The following is a 23383-nucleotide window of genomic DNA, read 5'->3' as shown; positions in this document are numbered from 1 at the left end:
GGCAGACCACCATATTAAGACATCATGAGCAGACTGACCTCCTTCCTTCGTAGCAGGTATACTGTACAGACAAATGCCAGTTCCTGGCGCACAAGTGTTGCGCTGGGGATTGGCATTTTCCTTTTTCTTTATCTCCTGCAGCCGTTCGGAATCAGTCAGTATCAGGGCAGTATCTTCCTGATGTGCCTTGGGTTCTGCGTGATGGCTATCAGCGTCCAGTGCCTTTGCGCTTTCCTTTTCTTCAAGAGACCATCACGGAAGAACGTCCCGGTAACCAATGGTTATATTATTCTTTACAGTGTTGCCATTGAGCTTGCAATGGCAATATCCATGACCCTCTATGCTGCTTTCTTCTTCCAGACACCATTGACCTGGCAGCTGTTCTGGGTATTCTTCTACTGGACTTTCCTTGTATGGGTGCTCGTCACGGCTGTCTTTACATTGATAAACTATAACCGTATGCTGAACAGCAGGCTGGAGGAACTGATAAAGAAGACCACAGATGAACAGGAGGGTATCATCATAACACTGCACGACCAGAACCTGCGGGGAACCGACCTCAGCTTGCCAATCAACAACCTGCTCTATATCGAAGCACGGAAAAACAACGTCTGTGTGTGCTATATAAAAGACGGTGGGACGGTAAAGACCGAACTCCGTTCGACACTGACAGCCTTGAAAGATGATCTTCCATACGATAATATCTTCCAGTGTCACCGTTCCTTCCTTGTCAATATCAACAATATTGCCTCAGCAAAAGGAAACTCCAACGGTTATCAGCTACGACTTTCAGGTTGCGAAGACACCATCCCTGTCTCCCGCACCTTCGTTCCCGGGCTCCGCCACTTCATTGGATAATATCTTTGTCCGCCAATGACAGACTTCTCTTTATTATACAAAGGGGCATTTAAGCATGATAAAGATAGGAGGCATAACTTGTTGGGAAGCATAATAACATAGGACGTATATCTCTGGATTCTTCAGATTCTAAAAGTTATTTAATCCAAATCTCTAAGTTTGGTCCTGTACAGATTGGTTGTCTTTGTAACGAAGCTGTTACGGGCTACGTCAAGTTACAAAGACAGACAAGATGCTGGCAAGAAAATAAAAATTGTTAGGAAATAATACGATTAATAAGGATAATGAGCCCAGTAAAGATTAATGAGATTGGGGTTTAATATACTTATGAATGTGTAGCTAGTGATTGAATAAGATATTAACTAAACATAATTATAATGTATTATAAGTTAGGAATAAATCCAAGCAGTAAAAAATGGGCGAAGTATGAAAACCTCTCGTCTTCACTTTGGATAGATAATATAGAGATAACGAGTACAAAACTTTTCAATGAGCCAGACTTGTTTAAAAAAGGAAAGCATATTGAATACATGACTCTACGAGAAGGGAGAATCCCTCCAATAAATTCCATTGGAGCAGACTTCATAGTGTTTGATGCTTCAATAGTAGACGTTCTTTCTCTTAACGTTGAAGATAATATGGTAGCTATCGAAAGTAAAAAGTCAGATAATAAATACCTATTGTTGAATAATGATAAATCAATAGATTGTGTTGATTGGGATTTATCCGAAGTAGATTGTTGGTCTGAAGATGCAAAAGTAGCAGAGTGGCAAAATAAACGAGGCCGTTTCTTTATCAAACCTGTATTAAGAGGAAATAAAATACCAGCTGAAACACAAGTATTCCAACTACAGGAATGGGGTGGAGCCTTTAATATTGTGATTTCAGAAGATTACAAAGATCGAATAATAAATTTAGATTTCGATCACTCTTTCTTAATATTTGAGCCTCTAAAATTAGTATAGTGTAAGTTCAATATAAGAATTACGATAATATTATTTAAAGAAAGTAAGCTGCGTACCGTTTTCTTCGTGTACTTTGATATACGATTTCTTTGCCAGTAGGTCATTAAGTACATACTTGATTTACAATGAACTCTTCATTATCTACAGTTTCTTTGATGCCATGCGATTTTAGCAAGAGTTTGTATGAAGTTGAGATTAACGTGAGTCCAGTATAAGAATACTGAATAAATTGTTAATATACCATATTATACCTAACTTACATTAATAAAGTCCTTTCAACAGCTTATTTGAACTGTTGCCAACAAACAGGAAAGGTCTAATTATACATCACTTTCAAATTATTTTCATGAAGAAAAATATTTCTTTTCATGAAGAAAAGTATTTATTTACGTGAAAATAATTATTTCTTTTCATGAAAAGAATTCTGAAGGGGTGTAGTTGCTGTATGGAAAACACTACTGAAAATCGTTTAATATCCGTCAGTTTACCATATTAGTTAGCATGCGTTCGGGATAAGAAAGTACATTAAAGTGATAGAAGGAGATTTCTTTTGTAACCTTTCAACTGAATATCAAACAGTTATTTATAGTCATCCATTCCTATGACTGAAGCATATTCGATAGAAAATATCTGCATATAATCCGCTGGAAGAATTGGATTAATGCACAACAGATACTACCAACAGGTTAGGAAATAGCTGTTTACACAAAAAATGGAGTCAAGGAGTTAAACCTATATACTTTTATCATGCAGGTTCTTACTTTCGAGACCATTGCCTGATAAGGTGGTGGTTTCCTCCTTGACTCCTCATTTATAAGGGATTATAAGACTTCTATAAGAGGTTATAGAGGGTATCTATAAAGGATTATAAAACGTCAGTGAAAGATTATTTGGAATATCTAAGGAACTATTGTTCGTTGTAATGATCATCTTCCCAGAAGTCAAAATCATATTCCTTTGCGCCAGCCTCTGTGTCGTCAGGGGCTTCGGGGGCAGTATTGCTATCCTGTGAAAAACAGTCTAATAAGTTTTCACAAGAAACCTTATGAACTTCAATTGTAGGATTTAAGTATCGTCTTTTCATTGTCGTTATTATATTAGAATCTTTTTCCCTTTGTAAATGTATATCCCCATTGGCAGATTAGGCAGTGCTGAACGCTTACCTAAACATACCCCATTCAAGGTATATATATTGTCATCGTTGTATAAGCTGAGTGTGCTCAGACCGGTGGATTCGTTGATAATCTCCATCTTGGAAGGTGCTACAGCATCTGATTTCGTCTGGAAGTAACAGCGATAAGCAGGGATGACGACACCGCCATTGGTGTTTGCCTTTACAAAGCTACCGTTAGCTGCTGTATAGATAAAATAGGATGTTTCTGCCGTTGACACCTTCTTCACCTTATCCATTGTGCCCGCAAAGGTGTAATCTCCGATTGTTGCAGGAATGGCATTGCCAGAAAGTACAGCCTTGCCACGGAACGGAATGAGGCATTTTGCGGTTCTGTTGGCTATAAAGACGTAAGGCTTGAAAGCCTCTACCGAGTTACAGGACTTGAAGATGAAGACTCCGTTTGACGCACCTGTCAGCTGATAAATCTTACCGTTGAGCTGTGCAGCTTCTGTCGGACCGATGTTGAAAGGCAGACAGAGAGTACTCTTCACATTCTCCTTAAATTCACGTTCAAAGAGATTGTCAAGGTTGCTACCTGTACCAATCATCTCCGTCATAGTGTAATAGCCGCCATTGATGAAGGTGTACTCTTCGCTTGTCTGTATGCCTGTGGCTACTCCATCATTGAACATAATCATTGCAGGTACACCCGTAGTATTGCAGGTCCACTTCCATATTTTGTTGCCATTGGCTGCCTTACCGATGTATTCGCACTGCTGTCCCGGCCAGTTGCCACCCGTATAATTTGAATGACTATCCCATGCCCAGCAAGCTGCTTTGCCCCATGATGCAGGCGATTCAAAGAAAGCTACAGTCTCACTGTTGCTGAAAGTAAGCAGATTCACTTCACCCATAACAGGTTCATTTTCATACTGCGCAGTGTTATCCGTTGCCTTTCTGTTGTTGTAGGTATAGAACACATCACTGGTTATACCCCGCACATCGTCCGTCTTTGTAGCATCTCCACCCTTGTTGAGCAGGAAGTTCAGGCGGTCAGCCTTCAATGTCATATAATAGAATACCTTGTCACCCACCTGCCTTTTCTTTGTCAACAGGGTTCCCGGATAGCCATCTGTGAGCGGACTGTCATTGTCCGTCCACGCATAGAGATAGAGCGGCTGCTCGTTTGCTTCCACATATACCGTGATGTCCTTTGCAGGGTTTGTCTCCTTATAGAAGGCATAATTCGGGTTTTCTGTAGTTCCAGCCGACACGAGTGTGTAGCCTTCAGTGTCAACACCTTGCGGATAACCGCTGATAACCATAATCTTACTGCGCTCTCCCTGCACGATGGTTACATAGCCGCCATTGTAGTATTTACCTGATACAATCCTGCTCTGATTGCTGATACCTGCCTCTTTACGTGCTGCAATCATCTTCGCGAGCTCGGTCTGATAGGCTTTCCAGTGCGGAAGGAAGATACAAGGTGTACCCGGCATAGCCAATATGAAGGCGTTTGCAGCCAGCACATTGTTCTGTAGTTTCTCACCGTTTTCGTTGCGATAAGTGTCATGATTGTCGATGAAAGTCACCGCATATCGGCTCATATTTGGGTCACCAGCCACACCCTTATAGGTCAGTGCGCCCCAGTTACCGTTTCCGAAGGCGTCGTTAATGATATATTTCAATGGGAAATCGAAGGCTGCCGAGGTGTAACCAGTGCCTTTAATCCAGCCCACCACATTGTCATAATTGGTATCCCAATACTCTCCGACAGAAAACTCCGGCTTAGCATCTTCGTTGTATATCTTGATGAACTCCGCACCATAGCCCTTCACCATATCGTATCTGAAACCCTTGTAGCCCATTTCCTCCTTGAGGAACTGCAGATAGGTTTTTACGTTCTTCTGCACATTTTCGCCCGTATGATCTAAGTCACGATAGCCGAAGTGGTCGCCAGTATCGTAATTACCAGAAACTGGGAACTTGTCTTTTGCCTCGTCATCCCGACAGATGTCAGCCAATGACCATTCAAGTTTCTTGCCATTCCATTCCTCTTCAGGGAAGTCGCACCAGTCCTTATCACCACTCTTATGGTTGATAACGACATCTTCTATCACGGCTACATTCTTGGCATTGAATGTGGCAATCATCTGTTTAAGTGCTTCCTGTGTGCCAAAAGAACTGTTCTGATTGAACCACCACACAGGGTTATATCCCATACTCTTGCCGTTGGAACCGGTATTACAATAACCACTCTGTGGCACCCAAATGGAGTTGAAACTCCGGCTGATAACATCGGCTTGTGATTGTAGCTTTGTCCATTGGGTATCTTCGTAGGAGTCCCAATAGAAGGCTTGTAGCATAACTCCTTGATAATTAGCAGGCCATCCCTGGCTGAATCCCTGCTGCAACGCCAGCAGGAATGAAAACAGTAAAAGTAATCGTCTCATTATATATATATTTTAGGGTTTACTTGCAAATTTACTATTTAAAGCCATATAAAGTAGAAATGCTGGTGATAATCAGTGCTTTTCACTGTGCAAACGTTTGCAGAGAACTGAAAAACAACTCTTTACTATCCAATTTCCGTGCATAACAGAAAGTGGAACAACAGCACTGCACACAGCACTGACATACTATAGACGATGGGTTTTTCGTACCCTGACATGCGTTCAATACAAGAAACCTTCTCATGAATATTGGTATTATAGCGAAGAGTATGACTTGCAAGTAAGCGTTAATTGAAACGCAGACAAGCATTACTTACAGTACAGACAACGTATGATTGATTTACAGATTACCCCTGCTTCCGAATTCTTTTCATGAAAAAAAATATTTTTCTTCACGAAAAGAAATTTTTATTTTCATGAAAAAAAATATTTCTCACCATGAATATAATTCACTACAAGAACCTTACTGCATGGAAAGAAAGTGTGGATCGAAAATGAAGGGAGGGAAAAACAGGATAAAGAAAAGCCTTACTCACAGCCCCTCTCCAAGTAGAGAGAGGGAGTAAATACCGTAAGAGCCTATGCGTCCGGGGAAGTATTACGAGACCTCTGCAAAAGTCTTTTTACACCTAAAAGCTACTATTGATAATCAATGAGTTATATTTATGATTTCGCTATCTATATGAGGTTTTGCAGAGGTCTCATTACTTTAAAGCAGGTCGAATTCTTTAATCGCAATTCGGTCATAGAGTATTGAAAACAGGGTGTCACAAAACTCTTTGTTACTGTTTGATTGATGGGAAAAACAAAGTCACAACTCAGGAAAGCAATGGAACTTCTGCACACATGAAAGGTAATTCTCCTGATGACCGATTAGAGATAAAGATACATCCCTCTGCCAGTAAGCTACGATTTATTCCTCCAATACCAGCCAAAGTAAACGTGGCGCAGGAGATTACGGGCATCTGTGAGCCGCTCAGCATTCTTACGGTAGGCTGGTACCGACTCTATCTGTTCAACGTTTGCACTGAAGTAAGTACTGTCAGGCACAGATACATCCAGAAGATTCTTGCCCATCTTGAAATACTTTGTGTGGCGGAAAGCAAAGGGAGCCAGCGTTGCCAAGATGTCATCATGACTTCCCCAGCGATTGGTAAGACTCTTATAAGCCTCCTTGCGCAGGTAAGGTGGCAGATAGATATAGAGCGGTACGGAATGTTCATACCGCTTGTCTACCACATCATAACTGAGAATGGAACGCACGTTGTGGTCGCCCGTAATGAAAAGAACAGTGTTCTTTGCAGCATCAGAAGCCTTGAAACGGTCGAGAAAATCGTTCAGTACCTTATTATTATAGCGGAATCCCGTGAGATACTTGTCCAAGACCTTGCGGTTATGCTCGGCAAAACACTTCCTGCCATAGACAGATTCTGGCAAAGAAGGGAGCTTCAAGTCCTTCGGAAACTCAAAAGGCGGATGGTTTGTCGTCGTCATTACCGCTATCATCTGACGCTTTTCTGAAGGTTTCTTCAGCTTATCCAGCAATGCCTGGAAGAGGTATTCATCGTAGACACCTATACAGTTGTAGGTGGCACGGGGATAGTCTTTCAAGAGATGGAACTTGTCGTAGGTGGCATCGAACTGCTGATGAACCAATGCCTCAGCACAGTTCTCCCACGCAGCATCCATTCCCGACATAAATGTAGTTCTGTAATTGCTGTCTTTGAAAGGCAAGGCAATTGACGTAGGAAGCGTCTTGAAACGATAAGCCGAAGCAAAGAAACGCGGATAAGGCGTAGAAACATAGAGATTTTCAAGCGAAGCTACCGTACCATTCTGTACAGACTGGAAGTTACGGAAGAGCAGGTCGTCCTTGAAGTGACGCTCCAATCCGAAATACATATCTGCATCCTTCTGCTGAAGATTGAACAGATAATTGCTCCAACTTTCGCAATAAACGATAACAACATTGGGCTGTGGCTGCTTCAAGGTGTCACCCACCTCTGCAAAAAGTGCACGCTGCAAGGCAGCAAGCGTATCGTTGTTCTGCATCTTTACCTTCCCTTCTGTATAGACATCCAGTGCCTCCTGCAAGCTCTTGAACTTATACTGCCGCAGCAAGTCAGCTGTACTTTCCATCCTGAAGGCGTTTTTCTTCTCCTTATAAGCCTTCTTGAACATATAGACAGCATTCGGAACAAGGTCGTTCAGAATCTTCTGATTTGACACAAAGGTATCCTCTATCTGCAGGGGGAAACGCCATACTGAACCACGCATACCAATGACCAGAAAAGCTACATACAACAGGAGTATGACCGAAAGACTGGCAATCCTACGGCGGGACGGGGTGGGAACGGTTGACGAACGTACAGACTGACGGGATGACGAGTTACCAGATTCAATTCTACGGATAAGCAAAAGAACTGGTATTGTGACGAGAAGAAAGGCTATAGCTTCATAGACACAATGATACTCTTCCCATACTGTCTGAATCAAACTCACTGGTCCTTCATTGAAGAAATCGAAGAAAGTAATGTTGATATGGCTGTTGAAATTGGCAAAAAAGCCCATGTCAATACCACTGATTGCCAGCAGGAGAACACAGACAATGGAGAAATAAACCTTACGGAAACGGCTCAACACACGCTCAGTCCAAGGCTTATGAAGGGCGGCAAAGACCAAGGTCAGAACCGTAGGCAGCAACAGCACGTAACATATAACCTGCACATCGAAGCGCAGAAGATTGAAAAGAAGACGGGGAAAGACTGCCAGATTACTGCTGATAACATTCATAGGAACGAACGCAACGGCAAAGCAGATGCGCACGAAAAACAGGATAACAAGGATGACGGCAGAATGTTTGATTAAGTACTTTAAATTCTTATACATTATTTGATTTAACTTATTTCATTTTTAATAGTATGAATGCAGATATAACAAAGCATCAACAGCTATCTATTTCAGCATTCTTTCTACTCACAAACTATGTGATGAGCATTTTTCCACAGCCTTTTTCAAATTCGCTCTTGACCTTCATAAAGAACACTTGAGCACAGGAAACTACATGGGAAAATGCTTTATATAGCTGTAAACAGGCTGCTTTCACATTTCTTAATACGGTGGTTGTCAAGGCTGCCCATGTTTCATACGGATGATTCCAGCTTTTATGTCCATTACAGGGGATAGCCGAAACGCATCCTGACAATTAGCTGTTGGCAAAGGTTTCAAGCCTCTCCCCACCTCAGCTGACTGTGAAGAGAACAGGCTTCAGCATTGGATGCAGTTTAATAAATCATCTCCTTCCCCTCACGCAGGTGTACTTTGCCATCAATCTCTTCGAAATATTCATCAAAGCGGGCACGTGTACGTTTCCATCTGTTGTGGCTCCAAAGATAGATTTCGGGCTGATTACGAATGGACTTCTCAAGTTCCTGGAAATAAAGGTCGGTTATCTCGTACTCCGGCAGTCCCTTTGTTTCTTCACGGATGATGCGGAACTCGCAGTTGTAATGACCACGGCTGGTACGTGTAACGTCGCCATAAACGAAGACCTGACGTGTATGCTTCACGATACGTTCTGCTCCTGTAAGCACAGGCGTCTCCTGATTCATGAACTGAATCCAGTGATGTATGTTCCACCAGAAAGGTGTCTGGTCGGAGATATAGCCCACAACAAGGGGCTTCCCGCTGCGTCCGAACTGTATAATCTTGCGCAACGACTCCTGCATAGGAATGCAGAGCGCACCGTGACGCTCACGTACGAATTTGAAAAGACGGTCGAAGTATTCGTTCTCCAGTGGGTGATAAAGCTGGCAGCAGAGGGCATTGTCGACCCAGTAAGGCAGGGAGGTAATCCACTCCCAGTTACCCAGATGCCCCAGATAGACGGCAGCCGACTTCCCTTCCGACAGCACCCTGTTCAGCTCTTCCGTACCAGTAAAGGTCATACGCTCCATCAGTTGCTTCTTACTCATCGTCATGAGTTTCAGTGTCTCAACGATGTAATCGCAGAACCAGCGGTGAAATTTCCGCTCAATATGGCAGAGTTCCTCATCGGTCTTCTCCGGGAAACTGCTCTTGAGATTCTTCCTTATCACCTTGTGGCGGTACTTTACTACCCGTGACATCAACAGATAGAGACCGTCAGAAAGCAGATACAGCACTGGGAAAGGCAGGAGTGCCAGCAGATACCAGAAGCCGTAAGCGAGGAAATAAAGGGTTTTATAAAGGGCTTTTTTCATTTAAATTCTGGATTTTTAATCGTTGGGTGCATTTTATCGTGTACCATACGATACATATACTGATAGATGATAGCCTTCAGTTCCTGTTCCATCTTTGCCTGTTCAGGCACGTGTCCGAGCAGGTTCTGCTTCATCAGTGCGTCAGTCACCCGATAGATGGCTTTTGTCTGTTTGCCGTCCCATTGGAGTACATAACCATATTTTACATACTGGTAAATACCGTTCAGATAGTTCACAGCCCAAGTCTCTTCTGCTGGTGTATGCAGGAGGTCTTTTCCGAAGGAGAGGTAAGGACCGGCATTATAACCGATGTGATAGAACAGTGTCGGCATAATGTCAATCTGCTGTGCGACACCGTCTATACGTCCCGGCTTGATTTCCTCGGATGGGTCATATATAATAATAGGTGAACAGAAGCCACCGATGTCGGTCATATACTGCTCGTGATCGCTCTGGTTGGTGTGGTCGCTCGTGAGAACAAAGATGGTGTTCTTGAACCAAGGCTGCTTGCTTGCTGACTCGAAGAACTTGCCTATCGCCATATCAGTATAGCGGATGCACTTTTGAATAGGGAGGTGCTCTTCTTTGTAAACGTTCTTATACTTCTCCGGAACCACAAATGGGTCGTGGCTTGAGACGGTGAAGAGAGCGGTCATAAAGGGCTGTTTCATCTCGCCCATCTTCGTACAGTAGTACTGCAGGAAAGGCTCATCCCAGATGCCCCAGTTGCCATCGAAGTCCTTATCACCACCGAAACGAGGGTCTTCACTGTAGTCCTGCCGACCGTAATACTTCTGGAATCCTATCTTATTGGCAAAGGCAAGGAAGCCCATCGAACCACGATTGGCACCATGGAAGAAGGCTGTCTGATAGCCCCACTTACTGAGTAATCCCGGCATACCTGTATAGTCGTTCATCGAAGCAGGCGTGAGGATGAAGGGTTCTCCAAAGCGGGGAATACCGCAGAGGATGGACGGCATACCGTCAATACTCTTCCGTCCGTTGCAATAGGAGAAGCGATAAACGAGACTCTTGTCTATGAGTTTGTCTACATTCGGTGTATAACCTTTGTATTTTCCATCGAAGAAGTCACGGTTAAAACCTCCAATATACTCTCGTCCGAAGCTCTCAACAATGAGGATAACAATGTTCTTCTTGTTTGGAAGACGTACGCCCGAAGCTGGGCTTGGCTCCTTATATACCATCCATTGAACAGGATTATAGACCTCACTTGCAGCCGCCAGAGAAAGGAAGTAATCGGGAACTGCAAAGTCGGACTTACCTATCGTGCGGATAAGGGCAAAGGGGGTGTTGAGCACCAAGGCACAATCAGTCGGACGCTCCACGTACTGGTTAGCATTACTGATGGTTATCGGGCGCACACCCGACTGCAGTCCGCCTCGGCAACCGGCAACGGTAAGGACGGCAGCTACGGCAAGGCATAGGAATAGCTGTGCCGCATAAACCAGCCGTTGTCGCAGACTTGCATAGCTGCGGTGGTCGGTACGCGGCATTACATACAGCTTATTGGCAAGCCATAGGACGATAATGAAAATAAGGATAAGGTACCAATGAGTAACAGCATTGTGGAACAAGATGCCGGCAAGGTTGTTCTCATTGTCGAACTCACGGAACACACTGGTCGTCGTGCGGCGCAGTGTGAAGGGGAAATATACTGAGTCGGCAAGGTTGATGGCAAGTGACAAGGCATTGACAACCATGAATACCCACTTGCAAACCTTGTGATAGATGGGGGTTTCCTTCCGCCATAGAGGCAGAAGCATCATCACGATGTAGAGAATATGCGTGTAAAGAATGGCGGTCGTATCAAAGAGAAGACTCCCTCGCACCCACAACCAAAGCGATGAAATACTGAGACCGTCAATGAAATAACTGTAATTGACTAAGAAATAAGTCAATCGTGCGATGAAGAAAATAGCATATGCCAACAGCAAGTTAAACACTAACGCTATTGGCGAAGCAAATGTTGATTTCAGTAAACTTTTCATTTCTTTCAATGCTTCTGGACTTTTAAATCTCCTGCATATCATGCAGTTTCTTGTAATATCCATCCATTCCCATAAGCTCTTCGTGCGTTCCACGCTCCACGATTTCACCTTCGTGCATCACGCAGATTTCATCAGAATTCTTGATAGTGGAAAGGCGGTGGGCAACAGCTATGGTGGTACGGGTCTTCATAAGTTTGTAGAGGGCATCCTGGACAAGACGCTCGCTCTCTGTATCAAGGGCTGAAGTAGCTTCGTCAAGGATAAGAATCGGTGGATTCTTGAGGATGGCACGGGCAATGCTGACACGCTGACGTTGTCCTCCGGACAGACGTCCGCCACGGTCGCCGATGTTCGTATCGTATCCTTTCTCACTGTTGAGGATAAACTCATGTGCATTGGCAATCTTTGCCGCTTCGGCAATTGCCTCGTCTGTTGCATTGACTCCGAAGGAGATATTGTTCTTGAAACTGTCGTTGAAGAGGATTGCCTCCTGATTAACATTACCGATGAGCTGGCGCAGGTCGTGTACTCCCAAGTCCTTAATGTTAATTCCGTCGATGAGTATTTCGCCCTCCTGCACATCGTAGTAACGGGGAATGAGGTCGAGCAAGGTTGACTTTCCGCTACCACTCTGTCCTACCAAGGCTACCGTCTTACCCTTTGGTATGGTGAGGTTTATATCCTTCAGTACCCAGCAAAGGACTGGATTACCGTCACTGTCTTTACCATCAGTATAGGCAAAGCTGACATGGCGGAACTCAATCTCATGTTTAAAGGAATCAATATGTACCGGCTTCTCTGGATCCTGTATCTTCACCTCTGCCTTTAGAATCTTATCCACACGCTCCATAGAGGCAAGTCCCTTGGGAATGTTATAGCCTGCACGGGAGAATTCTTTCAGCGGATTGATAATGCTGTAGAGGATGACAAGATAGTAGATGAAGGTTGGTCCACTGATAATCGGGTACTCTCCCAATACGAGTGTACCACCAAACCAAAGCACAACAACAATCATCACCGTACCGAGGAACTCGCTCATCGGGTGAGCTAACTGCTGCCGGATATTCACACGCATGACATCATTGCGGTACTGGGAGTTGATTTTGTCAAAGCGTTCGTTCATCAATCCCTCTGCACAGAAAGCCTTGATGACTCTTAATCCGCCTAAAGTCTCTTCAACCTGGCTCATCGTGTCACTCCATAGTTTCTGTGCTGTCATACTGTTCTGCTTCAGTTTCCTGCCGACAAAGCCCATAAACCATCCGAAGATGGGAACAAAGAAGAGGGTGAAGAGCGTCAGCTGCCAGGAAATAACAATCAGGGTGGTAAAGTAAATGATGATAAGGACAGGATTCTTGAAGAGCATGTCGATGGATGACATGATGGAACTGTCAATCTCCTGTACGTCACCACTCATGCGGGCGATGATGTCTCCCTTCCTTTCCTCGCTGAAGAAGCCTAAAGAAAGGGATGTTATCTTCTCATAGAGCTGGTTACGGATGTCACGTACAACGCCCGTCCGGATAGGAATGATGGAAGCTGATGACAGGAAGTAGGCACCTGTCTTCAGAAATGTCATGAAGGCAAGTGCCAGACCGATAACCAACAGGACTGTTGTAGGTCCCCAGCTGGTAATGTATATCTGTGTGTAATAATCCGCATTGTTCGACAATACCTCCTTGAAAGAGCCTTCATTCCATGACATTGCACGCATCGCTCCCGTTCCTGCATCCACCTTGAAGAGAATCTGAAGGAGCGGAATAAGCGTTGCAAAGGAAAAGATGTTCAGAATGGCTGACAATATATTGAAAATGATTGACAGCACAAGATACTTCTTATATGGCGGTACGAACCTGCGTAAAACGTGTATGAATTCCTTCATCAACTTATCTTCTTATCTTATATTCAATTCTGCAAATATAGCTATAAAAAGCAAAACCGCAAAATTGTTTTGCGGTTTTACCTTTATATATAAAGTATATTTACACTTCTTCTCCAAAGAGTGTGGCACTGGTAGAGCCTGTGATACGTACACGGACGGTCTCACCGATATGGTGATTGCCACGTGGCATGACCACAGCCTTGTTCTGTGGAGTGCGTCCCATGAGCTGTTCACGGCTTCGTTTGCCAAAGCGTTCAATGAGAATATCAAACTCCTTGCCCTCGTCTTTCTTGTTCTGCTCGGCTGAAATCTCTGTCTGAAGTCGGATCAACTCATTCAGACGGCGGATTTTCTCTTCCTCGGAAACGTTGTCAGGAAGATGCTTTGCCGCATATGTTCCCGGTCGTTCAGAGTATTTGAACATAAAGGCTGAATCGAAACCTACCTCACGCATCAGCGAGAGCGTCTGCTGGAAGTCTTCTTCTGACTCATTATGATAGCCTGTGAAGATGTCAGTTGTAAGTCCACAGTCAGGAATAAGACGGCGGATGGCAGCCACCTTCTCAAGGTAATCCTCACGGGTGTACTTGCGGTTCATCAGCTTCAGCACACTGTTACTGCCACTCTGCGCAGGGAAGTGGATATGGTTGCAGAGGTTAGGCTCGGTTGCTACCGCCTCGATAATATCCTCCGTCATATCTTCAGGGTTGGAAGTCGTGAAGCGTACACGCATATCCGGCACGCTCTGTGCTACCATGTGCAGCAGCTCAGCAAATGAAACGCCATTCTCCGGACGCTTGCCATTCGGCAACAAACCGTATGAATTGACGTTCTGACCTAAGAGTGTAACCTCCTTGAAGCCCTTGTCATGCAGGTCCTTAACCTCCCTCATGATGCTTTCGACATCACGTGAACGCTCACGACCACGGGTGAAAGGCACGATACAATAGTGACAGAAGTTGTTGCAGCCACGCATAATACTGACGAAGCCCGACACTCTGTTACCACCAATACGTTGTGGAATGACGTCACGATAAGTCTCAGTAGTAGAGAGTTCAATATCCATTGCATTCGTACCGTTCTCACACTGCGCAATCATATCAGGCAAGTTGAGGTAAGAGTCAGGTCCACACACAAGGTTGGCATGGTGGTTTTGAATAAGATCATCCTTCACACGCTCTGCCATACATCCCAATACGCCCAGAATCAGGTCGCGACCTTTCTTCTGCTCGGCGTGCAATGCCTCCAGACGGTTATAGATTTTGTTCTCTGCATTCTCACGTATAGAGCAGGTATTGAGGAAGATAGCATCTGCTTCATCCTCATTCTCGCATACGTCATAGCCTGCCATCTTCATGACAGAAGCCACAACCTCGGAGTCTGCCACATTCATCTGGCAGCCGTATGTTTCAATATATAGTTTCTTCATTCTTCTGTTATCTCGAAAAAAATAGCATGCAAAGTTACTAAAATTATTGCATACAACCGAAAAACCGCCTGACTATTTGACTCTTAGAAAAGGACTGATATGTTTTTCCTGCTAAACAATGCTGACTTTAAACACTTCCAGTATAAGTTCATTCTTAGTTTTTTACGATATATAACAATGGTTTCAAGGAATCTTTCTTCCTGTTTTCTGCTGATGTGTTGACCCTCAGCACGGGTGGTGCTGAGGGTCCGCACGTATGGTGTTGATGGTAAACACCATTGGTGTTGATGCTAAAACACGTGGCAATATATTGCCTTGATGCAAGTAATTTGCAAAACTTACAAACTCGTTTACGTCCTTTATCGGATATTTTCTGTACCTTTGCAGACTGAACAGACACGTTCAAAACAAATAAAGGATAGCAATAGGTTAAGCAAAACTTAGGGATAACTCTGATAAAGGTTACAGATGTTCCCATTGCTTGATAATCGCCTGATAATGAAAATAAAACAATGAACAAGAATACAAACGATTTTGAAATAATGGCACCTGTCGGCTCACGTGAGTCACTGGCAGCTGCCATCAATGCCGGAGCCAACTCAGTTTACTTCGGTATCGGGCAGCTGAATATGCGTTCACACTCTGCCAACCACTTCACCATCGACGACCTGAAGGAGATTGCCGAGACCTGCAACGCAAAGAATATCAAGACTTATCTGACGGTGAACACAGTCATCTATGGCGAGGACATAGAGACAATGCACGAGATAATCGATGCTGCCAAGGCTGCCAACATCACTGCTGTCATTGCCAGTGACGTAGCCGTGATGATGTATTGCCGACAGGTTGGTGTTGAGGTTCACCTCTCCACACAGTTGAACATCTCCAATATTGACGCCCTGAAGTTCTACGCTCAGTTTGCTGATGTTGCCGTACTGGCACGCGAACTGAACATGGATCAGGTGAAGGAGATACACGAGCAGATTATCAAACAGAACATCTGTGGACCGAAGGGGCAGCCTGTCCGCATCGAGATGTTCTGCCACGGTGCCTTCTGCATGGCTATTTCCGGCAAGTGCTATATGAGTCTTCACGATGCCAACCGCTCTGCCAACCGTGGTGCCTGCGTGCAGATATGCCGCCGCAGCTACACCGTTACGGACAACGAGACGGGCAACCAGCTGGAAATTGACAACAAGTACATCATGAGTCCGAAGGACTTGAAGAGTGTTCGCTTCATTGATAAGATGATGGATGCTGGTGTACGGGTGTTCAAGATCGAGGGTCGTGCCCGCGGACCAGAGTATGTTCACACCGTTGTCAGCTGCTATAAGGAGGCTATAGAGAGTGTCCTCGACGGTACATTCACTGAAGAGAAGAAAGACCAGTGGGACGAGCGGCTCTCTACAGTCTTCAACCGTGGCTTCTGGGATGGCTACTATCAAGGTCAGAAGATGGGTGAATGGACGAAGGAATACGGTAACAAGGCTACTGAGAAGAAAGTGCTCATCGGTAAGGTAATAAAGTATTTCTCACGTCTTGGCGTTGCTGAGATTGCCGTGGAAGCCAATACCTTCGCAAAGGGCGACAAGCTGCTTATCACTGGTAACAGCACTGGAGCGATGTTCCTCAATGCGGAAGAAATCCGTTATGAACTCAATCCAGTTGAACTGGCAGAACAAGGCTGGCGCGTTTCAATCCCAGTACCGGATAAGGTTCGCCCGAATGATAAACTGTTTAAGCTGGTAACAAAGTAATTCATCTTAATTCTAAATTCAGAATTCATAATTATGAATTAAACAAAACATTTGTATTATGACAATAAACGAAGCACAAGATGCCGTAATCGGCGAGTTCGAGGACTTCACCGATTGGATGGACAAATACCAGATGCTCATTGACTTGGGTAATGAATTGGAGCCATTAGACGAGCAGTATAAGAACGAACAGAACCTCATTGATGGTTGTCAGAGCCGTGTGTGGCTGCAGTGTGACAATGTAGATGGTAAACTCGTCTTCACTGCTGATTCAGATGCACTCATCACAAAGGGTATCATCGCCCTTCTGATACGTGTACTGAACAACCATACCCCACAGGAGATTATTGATGCAGACCTGTATTTCATCGACAAGATAGGTCTTCGCCAGCATCTCTCACCAACACGCAGCAACGGTCTGCTCTCTATGGTGACGAAGATTAAGGCGTATGCAGTAGGGTTTAGTTTGCAGTAAAAGCCTCCCTCAGAAGCCTCCCCCAACCCCTCCAAAGGGAGGGGAGTGCAGATAACAAGGGGAATAAAATAGTTTCACACTGTTGAGGCTTCTATATAATATTTTGCATATTTCCCCTATTCTATAATAATATTCTACAAGTATACCCCCACATGCAAGCTAACACTCCTCCCCTTTCGGGGAGGTCGGGTGGGGCTTCATTTTTATGAGAAAACTACGCACCATCGAAATGAACAGGCTTTCCCTTGAAGAGTTCAAGGAGGCTGACAAGTTGCCACTCATCGTCGTATTAGACGATGTGCGGTCGCTATATAATGTAGGAAGTGTATTCCGTTCGGCTGATGCTTTCCGTGTGGAGGCTGTCTATCTATGCGGTATCACTGCCACACCACCGAATGCTGAGATTCACAAGACAGCACTTGGCGGTGAGGACTCAGTAGACTGGCGTTACTTTGAACGTACAGAGGATGCCATCGAAGAACTCCACCGTCAGGGTGTTTTCGTGTATAGCGTAGAACAGGTGGAAGGCTCAACGAAACTGCAGGAACTAAACACCTCTGTTCATGATGGATTGAATGTAAATTACAACCAACATTCCCTCAACACCCATCACCCACCCCACAACACATCATCAACACCCATCACCCAACACCCAACACATCATCAACACCCAACACCCATCACCCATCACCCAACACCCAACACATCATCAACACCCAACACCCAACACCCATCACCCATCACCCATCACCCATCACCCATCACCCACTACGCCATCGTCATGGGCAACGAGGTGAAAGGTGTGAAACAGAGTGTTGTGGACATGAGCGACGGCTGTCTTGAGATTCCACAGTTCGGAACCAAGCACTCGCTGAATGTAAGTGTAACAACAGGTATTGTTATTTGGGAATTTGCACGTCAGCTGCTTATGAAATAAGTATCAGACGACATAAGATATTGGGGGCGTATATGCCCCTTTTTTATTTCAAATCACACGGAAAAAGCCTATTCAAGCAGGAAAAAGCGAGCGAAAAAGTCGTTCTCTGCAAATTATTTTCATGAAAAAAAAGAATTATTTTCATGAAGAAAAATATTTATTTACGTCCTTAATTCCGCAGCGTTTTTCCTTGTGAGGCGATTTTATGTGTTGAGATGTCTTTTTGGAGGCTCTATATGTTGATATGAGGATTTTCGTGACTTCCTGGGGCTTGCCTATGCATGAAATCCCCCACCCAAACCAATGGGGAATATGAGAACCACAAAGAAATGCTGTTTATTCAAGGAAGACCTCAGAGTAGTATGCTTTGTTTGTATACAGGTTCAGAATGTTCCGCCTTCCTGTTCTCACCCATTTTGCCGGCACGCTGACGAAATGCAGGATAAAGGCTTTCAGCCTGCTTGTCTTTTTCAACGGCTTGACCTTTTCGCTGATATGACGGACGAGATAGAGATAGAAGTTCTTCAGCATGGCGGTAACCATCATGAAAACCATGTTCTCAGCCATAAAGGAAAAGGGCAGATGTGCCCAGCCGAAGTCATTGTTCTGTATGTCGAAGTTCTTTTCGCTCGCTCCACGTTCATTGTAGAATGTAATGATGTCCTTCTCTGTGGATGTCCGGTTGTTGGTAAGGATACAGCGGTATGTGTATATCACTCCGAACATATCCGTCTGTTCCCTGCCGTGCCTGTCTTTCAAGGGAGTACGCTGTACGACAAGCCTGTATGACTTTCCTTCGATGAGGTCGTCCATGCTGACGGAGGTGACATCGCACCTCTCATAACCAACCTCAACGCCCTTCCATTCTTCCAGCTGGCGGAACTCCTCGCACCGGCTGCCGCAGTTGGCAGCACGTATATAGAACGTGTTGCAGCGCGGCTCTACGGTTCGGATGATTTCCTTCGAGAACGACCCGCAGTCAGCACGGAAACGCTCTATCACCACACCAAGCTCGGAGGTCACACGGTCCATAATGCGACGGAGCGTGTCCTCCTGATGGAATCTCATATTGGTGTTTCCGTCACGGTTCTCACCTCCGACCATGATGCCCCCGATGGAAGCCCAGCCCGGGAAATAACCATGGTCCTGCCTGTAGGAATACTTTGCATCGAACTTGCGGGCTGGAACAAACTGGTGGTCAAAGTCCAGGTCAACATGGCTGCCCGCCTTTATAAGCCCCATTCTACGTATCATACGTAAAAGTAAGGTGTTCAGCTTCTCTGCAGTGTTGAAACTGTACGACTTGCCGGAGGTTTCGCTCCTGTAGACAATATTCTCTTCGGCAAGCTCCTTCAGCCCGCGCCCCACGGTGTCGGTACCGGGTAACAGCGTACCAGGTCTCTGCCTGAACTGCCCTGTAAGCGCATTGATGTCCTCAAGGCAATCCCCACCACAAAGGTAGTTGAAGAAGAGAGAGCCCAGGATACTTCCATGGCTGAATGCCTTGCCGCTGCATCCGCGTCTGCCCAACACGGATTCGGTAATTTTTTCAAAGCCCAACTTTGAAAAAACGTCCATGATGTGATAAATTCCTCCGAAAGAAGTGATATTCTCGTTTTTAATTGCTATCTTTGTCATGTCGGATATTTTGTTTGCTTTTTATGTTTGCAGCACCAAGATAGGTGAAACATCTGACATGTCCAAGTGTTTTGAGAACTTTGTTTCTCAGTCACTTGTATTTCTTAAAAGATTTTACGCTGCGGAATTAAGAGAGGTTATGATTTCAAGACACGCTGCGGGTAAAGGAAAGAAACAAGTTTGAATTACCGCATAATGAATTGTAAGAATGTTGTCAAATAGTCGTAGTTTAGCAAGAGGGCTACTGGTTGCAGTGCTGAAATTCCTTTTTTCACTGTCGCTTTCCGCCCAGACACCTTACGTTGGCGGAACCGTGAAAGATGCAACGGGCGTGCCGGTTGAGTTTGCAACCGTCACCTTGTTGTCTGGGAAAGACTCTACAGTCATTACCGGGACGGTCACCAAAGGAGATGGAAGTTTCTCTCTTGATGTAACGAACGCAAACCAGCCGACAGTGCTCCGCATTTCCTTTATCGGATATAAAGACTGCATGGTCAGCAATCCTGCCGGTGACATCGGGGGGATTGTCCTGGAACCTGTAGACCTGCAGTTAAACGAGGTTGTCGTGAAAGCGAACCGCAGGATGGTGAAGCTACGGAACGATGGTGTACAGGTGGATATTGCCGGCACCTATCTGTCGCATATCGGCTCAGCACTTGAACTGCTCGGCAAGATGCCGTTTGTCTCCAAGTCTGGGGCTGATATTGAGGTGCTCGGCAAAGGTGCACCGCTCATCTATATCAACAACCGGCAAGTGCGCGACCAGTCGGAGCTTACCCGGCTCTCGTCATCAGAAATCAAGCATATAGAGGTGGTGACATCGCCCGGCGCAAGATATGCCTCCACGGTCAATGCCGTCATTCGCATTACAACAGTCGCTCCCACAGGTGACGGCTTCTCTTTCAATGACCGCACGACAATCGGGTTCAAGCATTATGCCTATCTTTTTGAGCAGACCAACTTCAATTACCGCCGGAAAGGCTTTGACCTGGCGGTTATGCTGAACTATGAGAATTACCGGGAGCGACCGCATACAGAGCATTCTACTACGCAATATCTTCCTACAGCAACCATTGAGCAACGTGGCACGGGCTGGGATTTCGCAAAATATCCTACCTATTCGGGGAAAATCGGTCTGAACTACAACCATAAGGCTTACTATTTAGGATTGTTCTATGATTTCCGGATCAAGCCTTCGGAAGTGTCCGGTCCTTCGGAAGTTTCACGCTATGTTGACGGAGTCTTTTCCGAACAGCTTGAAAACAGCTTTACGTCCAGTCGCCATGGACGCCAGCATCTGTTGAGTGCCTACTACACGGGAGCTTTGGGTAAATGGCAGCTGTCGGTAAACTTAGATGCGCTGTGGCAGCTGAACGACCGCCATACCGACGAGCATGAGCAGTCTTCTGTGAACCTGGAACGGAATTTTGCTACCGTAAGAGATGTCTATAACCGTCTTCTTGCAGGGAATGTTTCAGTTTCTTATCCTGTGTGGAAAGGTGAGATGAGAATAGGGACAGAGAGCAGCAATATCCATCGCACCGACCGTTATACAGGTGATGCAGTCTATATTGCCAGCAGTGACAACCGCATAGAAGAAACCACTACGGCTCTTTTTGCCGAAAGCAGCCAGACGTTCGGCTCGCTGTCAGCAAACATCGGACTGAGATGGGAATACACGGATTCCAAATACTATCATGCGGGTACTTACTCGCCCGGACAGAGCCGTACCTATCACAACCTTGCACCCACGGCGTCACTGTCTTTCCCTGTTGGCAAAGTCAAGACGCGTCTTGCATATACGCGCAAGACGTCCCGCCCAGCTTTCGACCAGCTCGGTTCTGCCTTGAAATATATTGACCGCTATACCTACGAATCAGGCAATCCCAATCTCCGTCCTATCTACCGTGATTATCTGTCGTTATCGACGACATGGAAAGACTTGTCAGTAGAAGTTTCATACATCTCAACCAAGAATTATTTTATGTGGCAGACCCAACCCTACCCAGGCAATGCAGAAGCCACACTGCTACAGATGCAGAACATGCCACGTTTTCATTCCGGGAGTGCTTTTGCAAACTATTCTCCCACATTCTTCGGATGCTGGCATCCTGTGTGGATGGCAGGTGTCATGCTGCAGGATTTCAAGCAGAACCATCATGGAGAACAACTGAGGCTCGACCATCCATTGGGTATCTTCCGTTTCAACAACGCTGTCCAGCTGCCATGGGATATGTGGCTGAACATAGATTTTTCAGCCCGGACTTCCGGTAATGGGGAAAATGCCCATATCCGAAGTTACTGGACAAACGACCTGGGACTGTACAAATCATTTGCCAAGGACACGTGGAACATCAAGCTGCAGGTCAATGATGTGTTCGGTACATGGCGGCAGCAATTCATCATGTTCGATGCTCTGACACGCATGGATGTGAATAAAATCCGCGACACGCGCGACTTCTCTGTTACACTTCGCTACAACTTCAATGCTGCACGGTCTAGATATAAGGGACATGGGGCAGGGAATGCGGAAAAAGACAGGTTTTAGCATATATCCTGAACAGGTCCGACCTGATTGGAGCGGAATGCCTGAAGAGGTGACCTCATAATCCTTGCTATCTCTACGGAATTTCCAAGCCATGCTTCCATCTGTCCGTAATCCTTTCGCTCCCATACGTCCTTGAAGTCCATGAACTCATGGGTGAGGCGGCTTTCGTAGGCATTGCGCTGATAACTGGTGAGTCTGCCTTGTTCCATTATCTCAACGCTGCTGAATTCATTGGCTGTTGTCGGAATGCGTATCCAGCCCTTTTCTCCTTGTATGATGATGAAGGAAGGACTGCTGGAATCCTTTGCAGCCGTACAAGTAGCAGTCATTGTGGGATAGGACAGTACCATAACGCCCGAGGTGTCGATGCCGTTGTGTCCACGGTTGGGAAAATATTGTGTTGCTGTGGGGCGTCCAAAGAGCCCTATGACGATGTTGATATTGTACACGTTGAGGTCGTTCAATGCGCCGCCTCCTAACTCCGGGCTGAATGCAGGGGCAATGTCATTCTGTAGGTACTGTTCATACCTGCTTGAATATTGCGAGAAGTTACACTGTACGAAGTGTACAGGTGCGATACGTGTCAGACTTTCCTTCACCAGTCGGAAGTTCGGCATGTGGAGTGGCGAGATGGCTTCAAAGAGATAAAGTTTCCGCTCTACTGCCATAGCTGCCAGTTCTTCAGCCTCCGCAACGGTCATGGTAAAGGGCTTTTCTACAATCACATTCCTGCCAGCCTCCAATGCTTTTCGCACGAATTCATAATGGGCACTGTTTACCAATGCAATGTAGACAAAGTCGGCATCGTCTTCCTTGAGCAGTTGCGCATAGTCGGTATAGATGCGTTCTATATGGTTCAGCTTTGCCAGTGTCTGTGCTTTTTCCCTGTTGCTATGTGAGAATATACTGGTGATTTCCACTCCTTTCGCTTCTGTTTTGAGCATTGTAATAACCTCTGTGGCTATCATTCCTGTTCCTATAATACTAATCCTCATCTTTTCTATTGCTTTTTAAGAGCATGTTCTATAAGCTGTTTTTCAATGGTGAAGCCTATAGAATACGCTTTGTTACTTTCCT

The 23383-nt window shown here is 45.3% G+C and carries 15 protein-coding genes; 6 read left to right on the top strand and 9 right to left on the bottom strand.

Annotation, left to right across the window (positions count from 1 at the left end; all coding sequences use genetic code 11):
- Nucleotides 1-24: 24 nt before the first annotated feature.
- Nucleotides 25-858, top strand: coding sequence for a LytTR family DNA-binding domain-containing protein (locus ADJ77_RS06705; protein ID WP_025078884.1), 834 nt, complete (start codon nucleotides 25-27; stop codon nucleotides 856-858).
- A 377-nt stretch (nucleotides 859-1235) separates the two neighbouring features.
- Nucleotides 1236-1823, top strand: a complete 588-nt coding sequence (locus ADJ77_RS13255) for a hypothetical protein (RefSeq protein ID WP_025078885.1) — start codon at nucleotides 1236-1238, stop codon at nucleotides 1821-1823.
- Between the two features lie 907 nt (nucleotides 1824-2730).
- Here ADJ77_RS13255 and ADJ77_RS14010 read toward each other — a convergent pair.
- The 7 genes from ADJ77_RS14010 to miaB form a co-directional block, all read right to left on the bottom strand.
- Complete coding sequence (locus tag ADJ77_RS14010; protein ID WP_167336710.1) at nucleotides 2731-2907, bottom strand: hypothetical protein; 177 nt, start codon at nucleotides 2905-2907, stop codon at nucleotides 2731-2733.
- 8 nt (nucleotides 2908-2915) lie between these two features.
- Nucleotides 2916-5390 carry an alpha-amylase family glycosyl hydrolase gene (locus ADJ77_RS06695; RefSeq protein WP_050696169.1) on the bottom strand — a complete coding sequence of 825 codons (2475 nt, stop codon included), beginning with the start codon at nucleotides 5388-5390 and terminating at the stop codon, nucleotides 2916-2918.
- A 906-nt stretch (nucleotides 5391-6296) separates the two neighbouring features.
- Nucleotides 6297-8279: an LTA synthase family protein gene (locus ADJ77_RS06690; protein ID WP_025078886.1), complete on the bottom strand. Its 1983-nt coding sequence runs from the start codon at nucleotides 8277-8279 to the stop codon at nucleotides 6297-6299.
- Nucleotides 8280-8674: 395 nt separating this feature from the next.
- A complete protein-coding gene (locus tag ADJ77_RS06685; protein ID WP_050696168.1) occupies nucleotides 8675-9631 on the bottom strand; it encodes a lysophospholipid acyltransferase family protein in 957 nt (318 codons plus the stop codon).
- On the bottom strand, nucleotides 9628-11640 hold the full coding sequence (locus tag ADJ77_RS06680; RefSeq protein ID WP_025078887.1) for an LTA synthase family protein: 2013 nt from the start codon (nucleotides 11638-11640) through the stop codon (nucleotides 9628-9630). Before ADJ77_RS06680 ends, ADJ77_RS06685 begins: the two co-directional genes overlap by 4 nt.
- A gap of 22 nt (nucleotides 11641-11662) precedes the next feature.
- Nucleotides 11663-13522: an ABC transporter ATP-binding protein gene (locus ADJ77_RS06675; protein ID WP_025078888.1), complete on the bottom strand. Its 1860-nt coding sequence runs from the start codon at nucleotides 13520-13522 to the stop codon at nucleotides 11663-11665.
- Nucleotides 13523-13622: 100 nt separating this feature from the next.
- Nucleotides 13623-14951 carry a tRNA (N6-isopentenyl adenosine(37)-C2)-methylthiotransferase MiaB gene (miaB, locus tag ADJ77_RS06670; protein ID WP_025078889.1) on the bottom strand — a complete coding sequence of 443 codons (1329 nt, stop codon included), beginning with the start codon at nucleotides 14949-14951 and terminating at the stop codon, nucleotides 13623-13625.
- A 512-nt stretch (nucleotides 14952-15463) separates the two neighbouring features.
- Between miaB and ADJ77_RS06665 the strand changes: the two genes are divergently transcribed.
- The 3 genes from ADJ77_RS06665 to ADJ77_RS06655 all read left to right on the top strand — a co-directional run bounded on the left by ADJ77_RS06665 (nucleotide 15464) and on the right by ADJ77_RS06655 (nucleotide 18120).
- Nucleotides 15464-16708, top strand: coding sequence for a peptidase U32 family protein (locus ADJ77_RS06665; protein WP_050696167.1), 1245 nt, complete (start codon nucleotides 15464-15466; stop codon nucleotides 16706-16708).
- Nucleotides 16709-16766: 58 nt separating this feature from the next.
- Nucleotides 16767-17183, top strand: coding sequence for a SufE family protein (locus ADJ77_RS06660; RefSeq protein WP_025078890.1), 417 nt, complete (start codon nucleotides 16767-16769; stop codon nucleotides 17181-17183).
- Between the two features lie 205 nt (nucleotides 17184-17388).
- Nucleotides 17389-18120 (top strand): TrmH family RNA methyltransferase, encoded by a 732-nt coding sequence (locus ADJ77_RS06655; protein ID WP_050696166.1) that lies wholly within the window; start codon nucleotides 17389-17391, stop codon nucleotides 18118-18120.
- A 336-nt stretch (nucleotides 18121-18456) separates the two neighbouring features.
- Here the strand turns inward: ADJ77_RS06655 and ADJ77_RS06650 are convergent, their stop codons facing one another.
- Nucleotides 18457-19758, bottom strand: a complete 1302-nt coding sequence (locus tag ADJ77_RS06650; RefSeq protein WP_050696165.1) for an IS1380 family transposase — start codon at nucleotides 19756-19758, stop codon at nucleotides 18457-18459.
- 208 nt (nucleotides 19759-19966) lie between these two features.
- Between ADJ77_RS06650 and ADJ77_RS06640 the strand changes: the two genes are divergently transcribed.
- The gene (locus ADJ77_RS06640) at nucleotides 19967-22306 is read left to right on the top strand and encodes an outer membrane beta-barrel protein (RefSeq protein ID WP_025077606.1); all 2340 of its coding nucleotides are present in this window, start codon (nucleotides 19967-19969) and stop codon (nucleotides 22304-22306) included.
- On the opposite strand, the gene ADJ77_RS06635 is transcribed toward ADJ77_RS06640, so the two are convergent.
- Nucleotides 22303-23301 (bottom strand): Gfo/Idh/MocA family protein, encoded by a 999-nt coding sequence (locus ADJ77_RS06635; RefSeq protein ID WP_050696164.1) that lies wholly within the window; start codon nucleotides 23299-23301, stop codon nucleotides 22303-22305. The genes ADJ77_RS06640 and ADJ77_RS06635 overlap by 4 nt on opposite strands.
- Between the last annotated feature and the right edge of the window lie 82 nt (nucleotides 23302-23383).

The sequence above is a fragment of the Prevotella fusca JCM 17724 genome (assembly GCF_001262015.1).
GTDB classification, from domain to species: domain Bacteria; phylum Bacteroidota; class Bacteroidia; order Bacteroidales; family Bacteroidaceae; genus Prevotella; species Prevotella fusca.
This window is presented reverse-complemented; position numbering and strand designations above follow the sequence as displayed.

Bases quoted from the DNA above. Each gene is read 5' to 3' on its own strand.
- ADJ77_RS06705 (WP_025078884.1), top strand. From the start codon at position 25: ATGAGCAGACTGACCTCCTTCCTTCGTAGCAGGTATACTGTACAGACA.
- ADJ77_RS13255 (WP_025078885.1), top strand. From the start codon at position 1,236: ATGTATTATAAGTTAGGAATAAATCCAAGCAGTAAAAAATGGGCGAAG.
- ADJ77_RS14010 (WP_167336710.1), bottom strand. From the start codon at position 2,907: ATGAAAAGACGATACTTAAATCCTACAATTGAAGTTCATAAGGTTTCT.
- ADJ77_RS06695 (WP_050696169.1), bottom strand. From the start codon at position 5,390: ATGAGACGATTACTTTTACTGTTTTCATTCCTGCTGGCGTTGCAGCAG.
- ADJ77_RS06690 (WP_025078886.1), bottom strand. From the start codon at position 8,279: ATGTATAAGAATTTAAAGTACTTAATCAAACATTCTGCCGTCATCCTT.
- ADJ77_RS06685 (WP_050696168.1), bottom strand. From the start codon at position 9,631: ATGAAAAAAGCCCTTTATAAAACCCTTTATTTCCTCGCTTACGGCTTC.
- ADJ77_RS06680 (WP_025078887.1), bottom strand. From the start codon at position 11,640: ATGAAAAGTTTACTGAAATCAACATTTGCTTCGCCAATAGCGTTAGTG.
- ADJ77_RS06675 (WP_025078888.1), bottom strand. From the start codon at position 13,522: ATGAAGGAATTCATACACGTTTTACGCAGGTTCGTACCGCCATATAAG.
- miaB (WP_025078889.1), bottom strand. From the start codon at position 14,951: ATGAAGAAACTATATATTGAAACATACGGCTGCCAGATGAATGTGGCA.
- ADJ77_RS06665 (WP_050696167.1), top strand. From the start codon at position 15,464: ATGAACAAGAATACAAACGATTTTGAAATAATGGCACCTGTCGGCTCA.
- ADJ77_RS06660 (WP_025078890.1), top strand. From the start codon at position 16,767: ATGACAATAAACGAAGCACAAGATGCCGTAATCGGCGAGTTCGAGGAC.
- ADJ77_RS06655 (WP_050696166.1), top strand. From the start codon at position 17,389: ATGAGAAAACTACGCACCATCGAAATGAACAGGCTTTCCCTTGAAGAG.
- ADJ77_RS06650 (WP_050696165.1), bottom strand. From the start codon at position 19,758: ATGACAAAGATAGCAATTAAAAACGAGAATATCACTTCTTTCGGAGGA.
- ADJ77_RS06640 (WP_025077606.1), top strand. From the start codon at position 19,967: ATGTTGTCAAATAGTCGTAGTTTAGCAAGAGGGCTACTGGTTGCAGTG.
- ADJ77_RS06635 (WP_050696164.1), bottom strand. From the start codon at position 23,301: ATGAGGATTAGTATTATAGGAACAGGAATGATAGCCACAGAGGTTATT.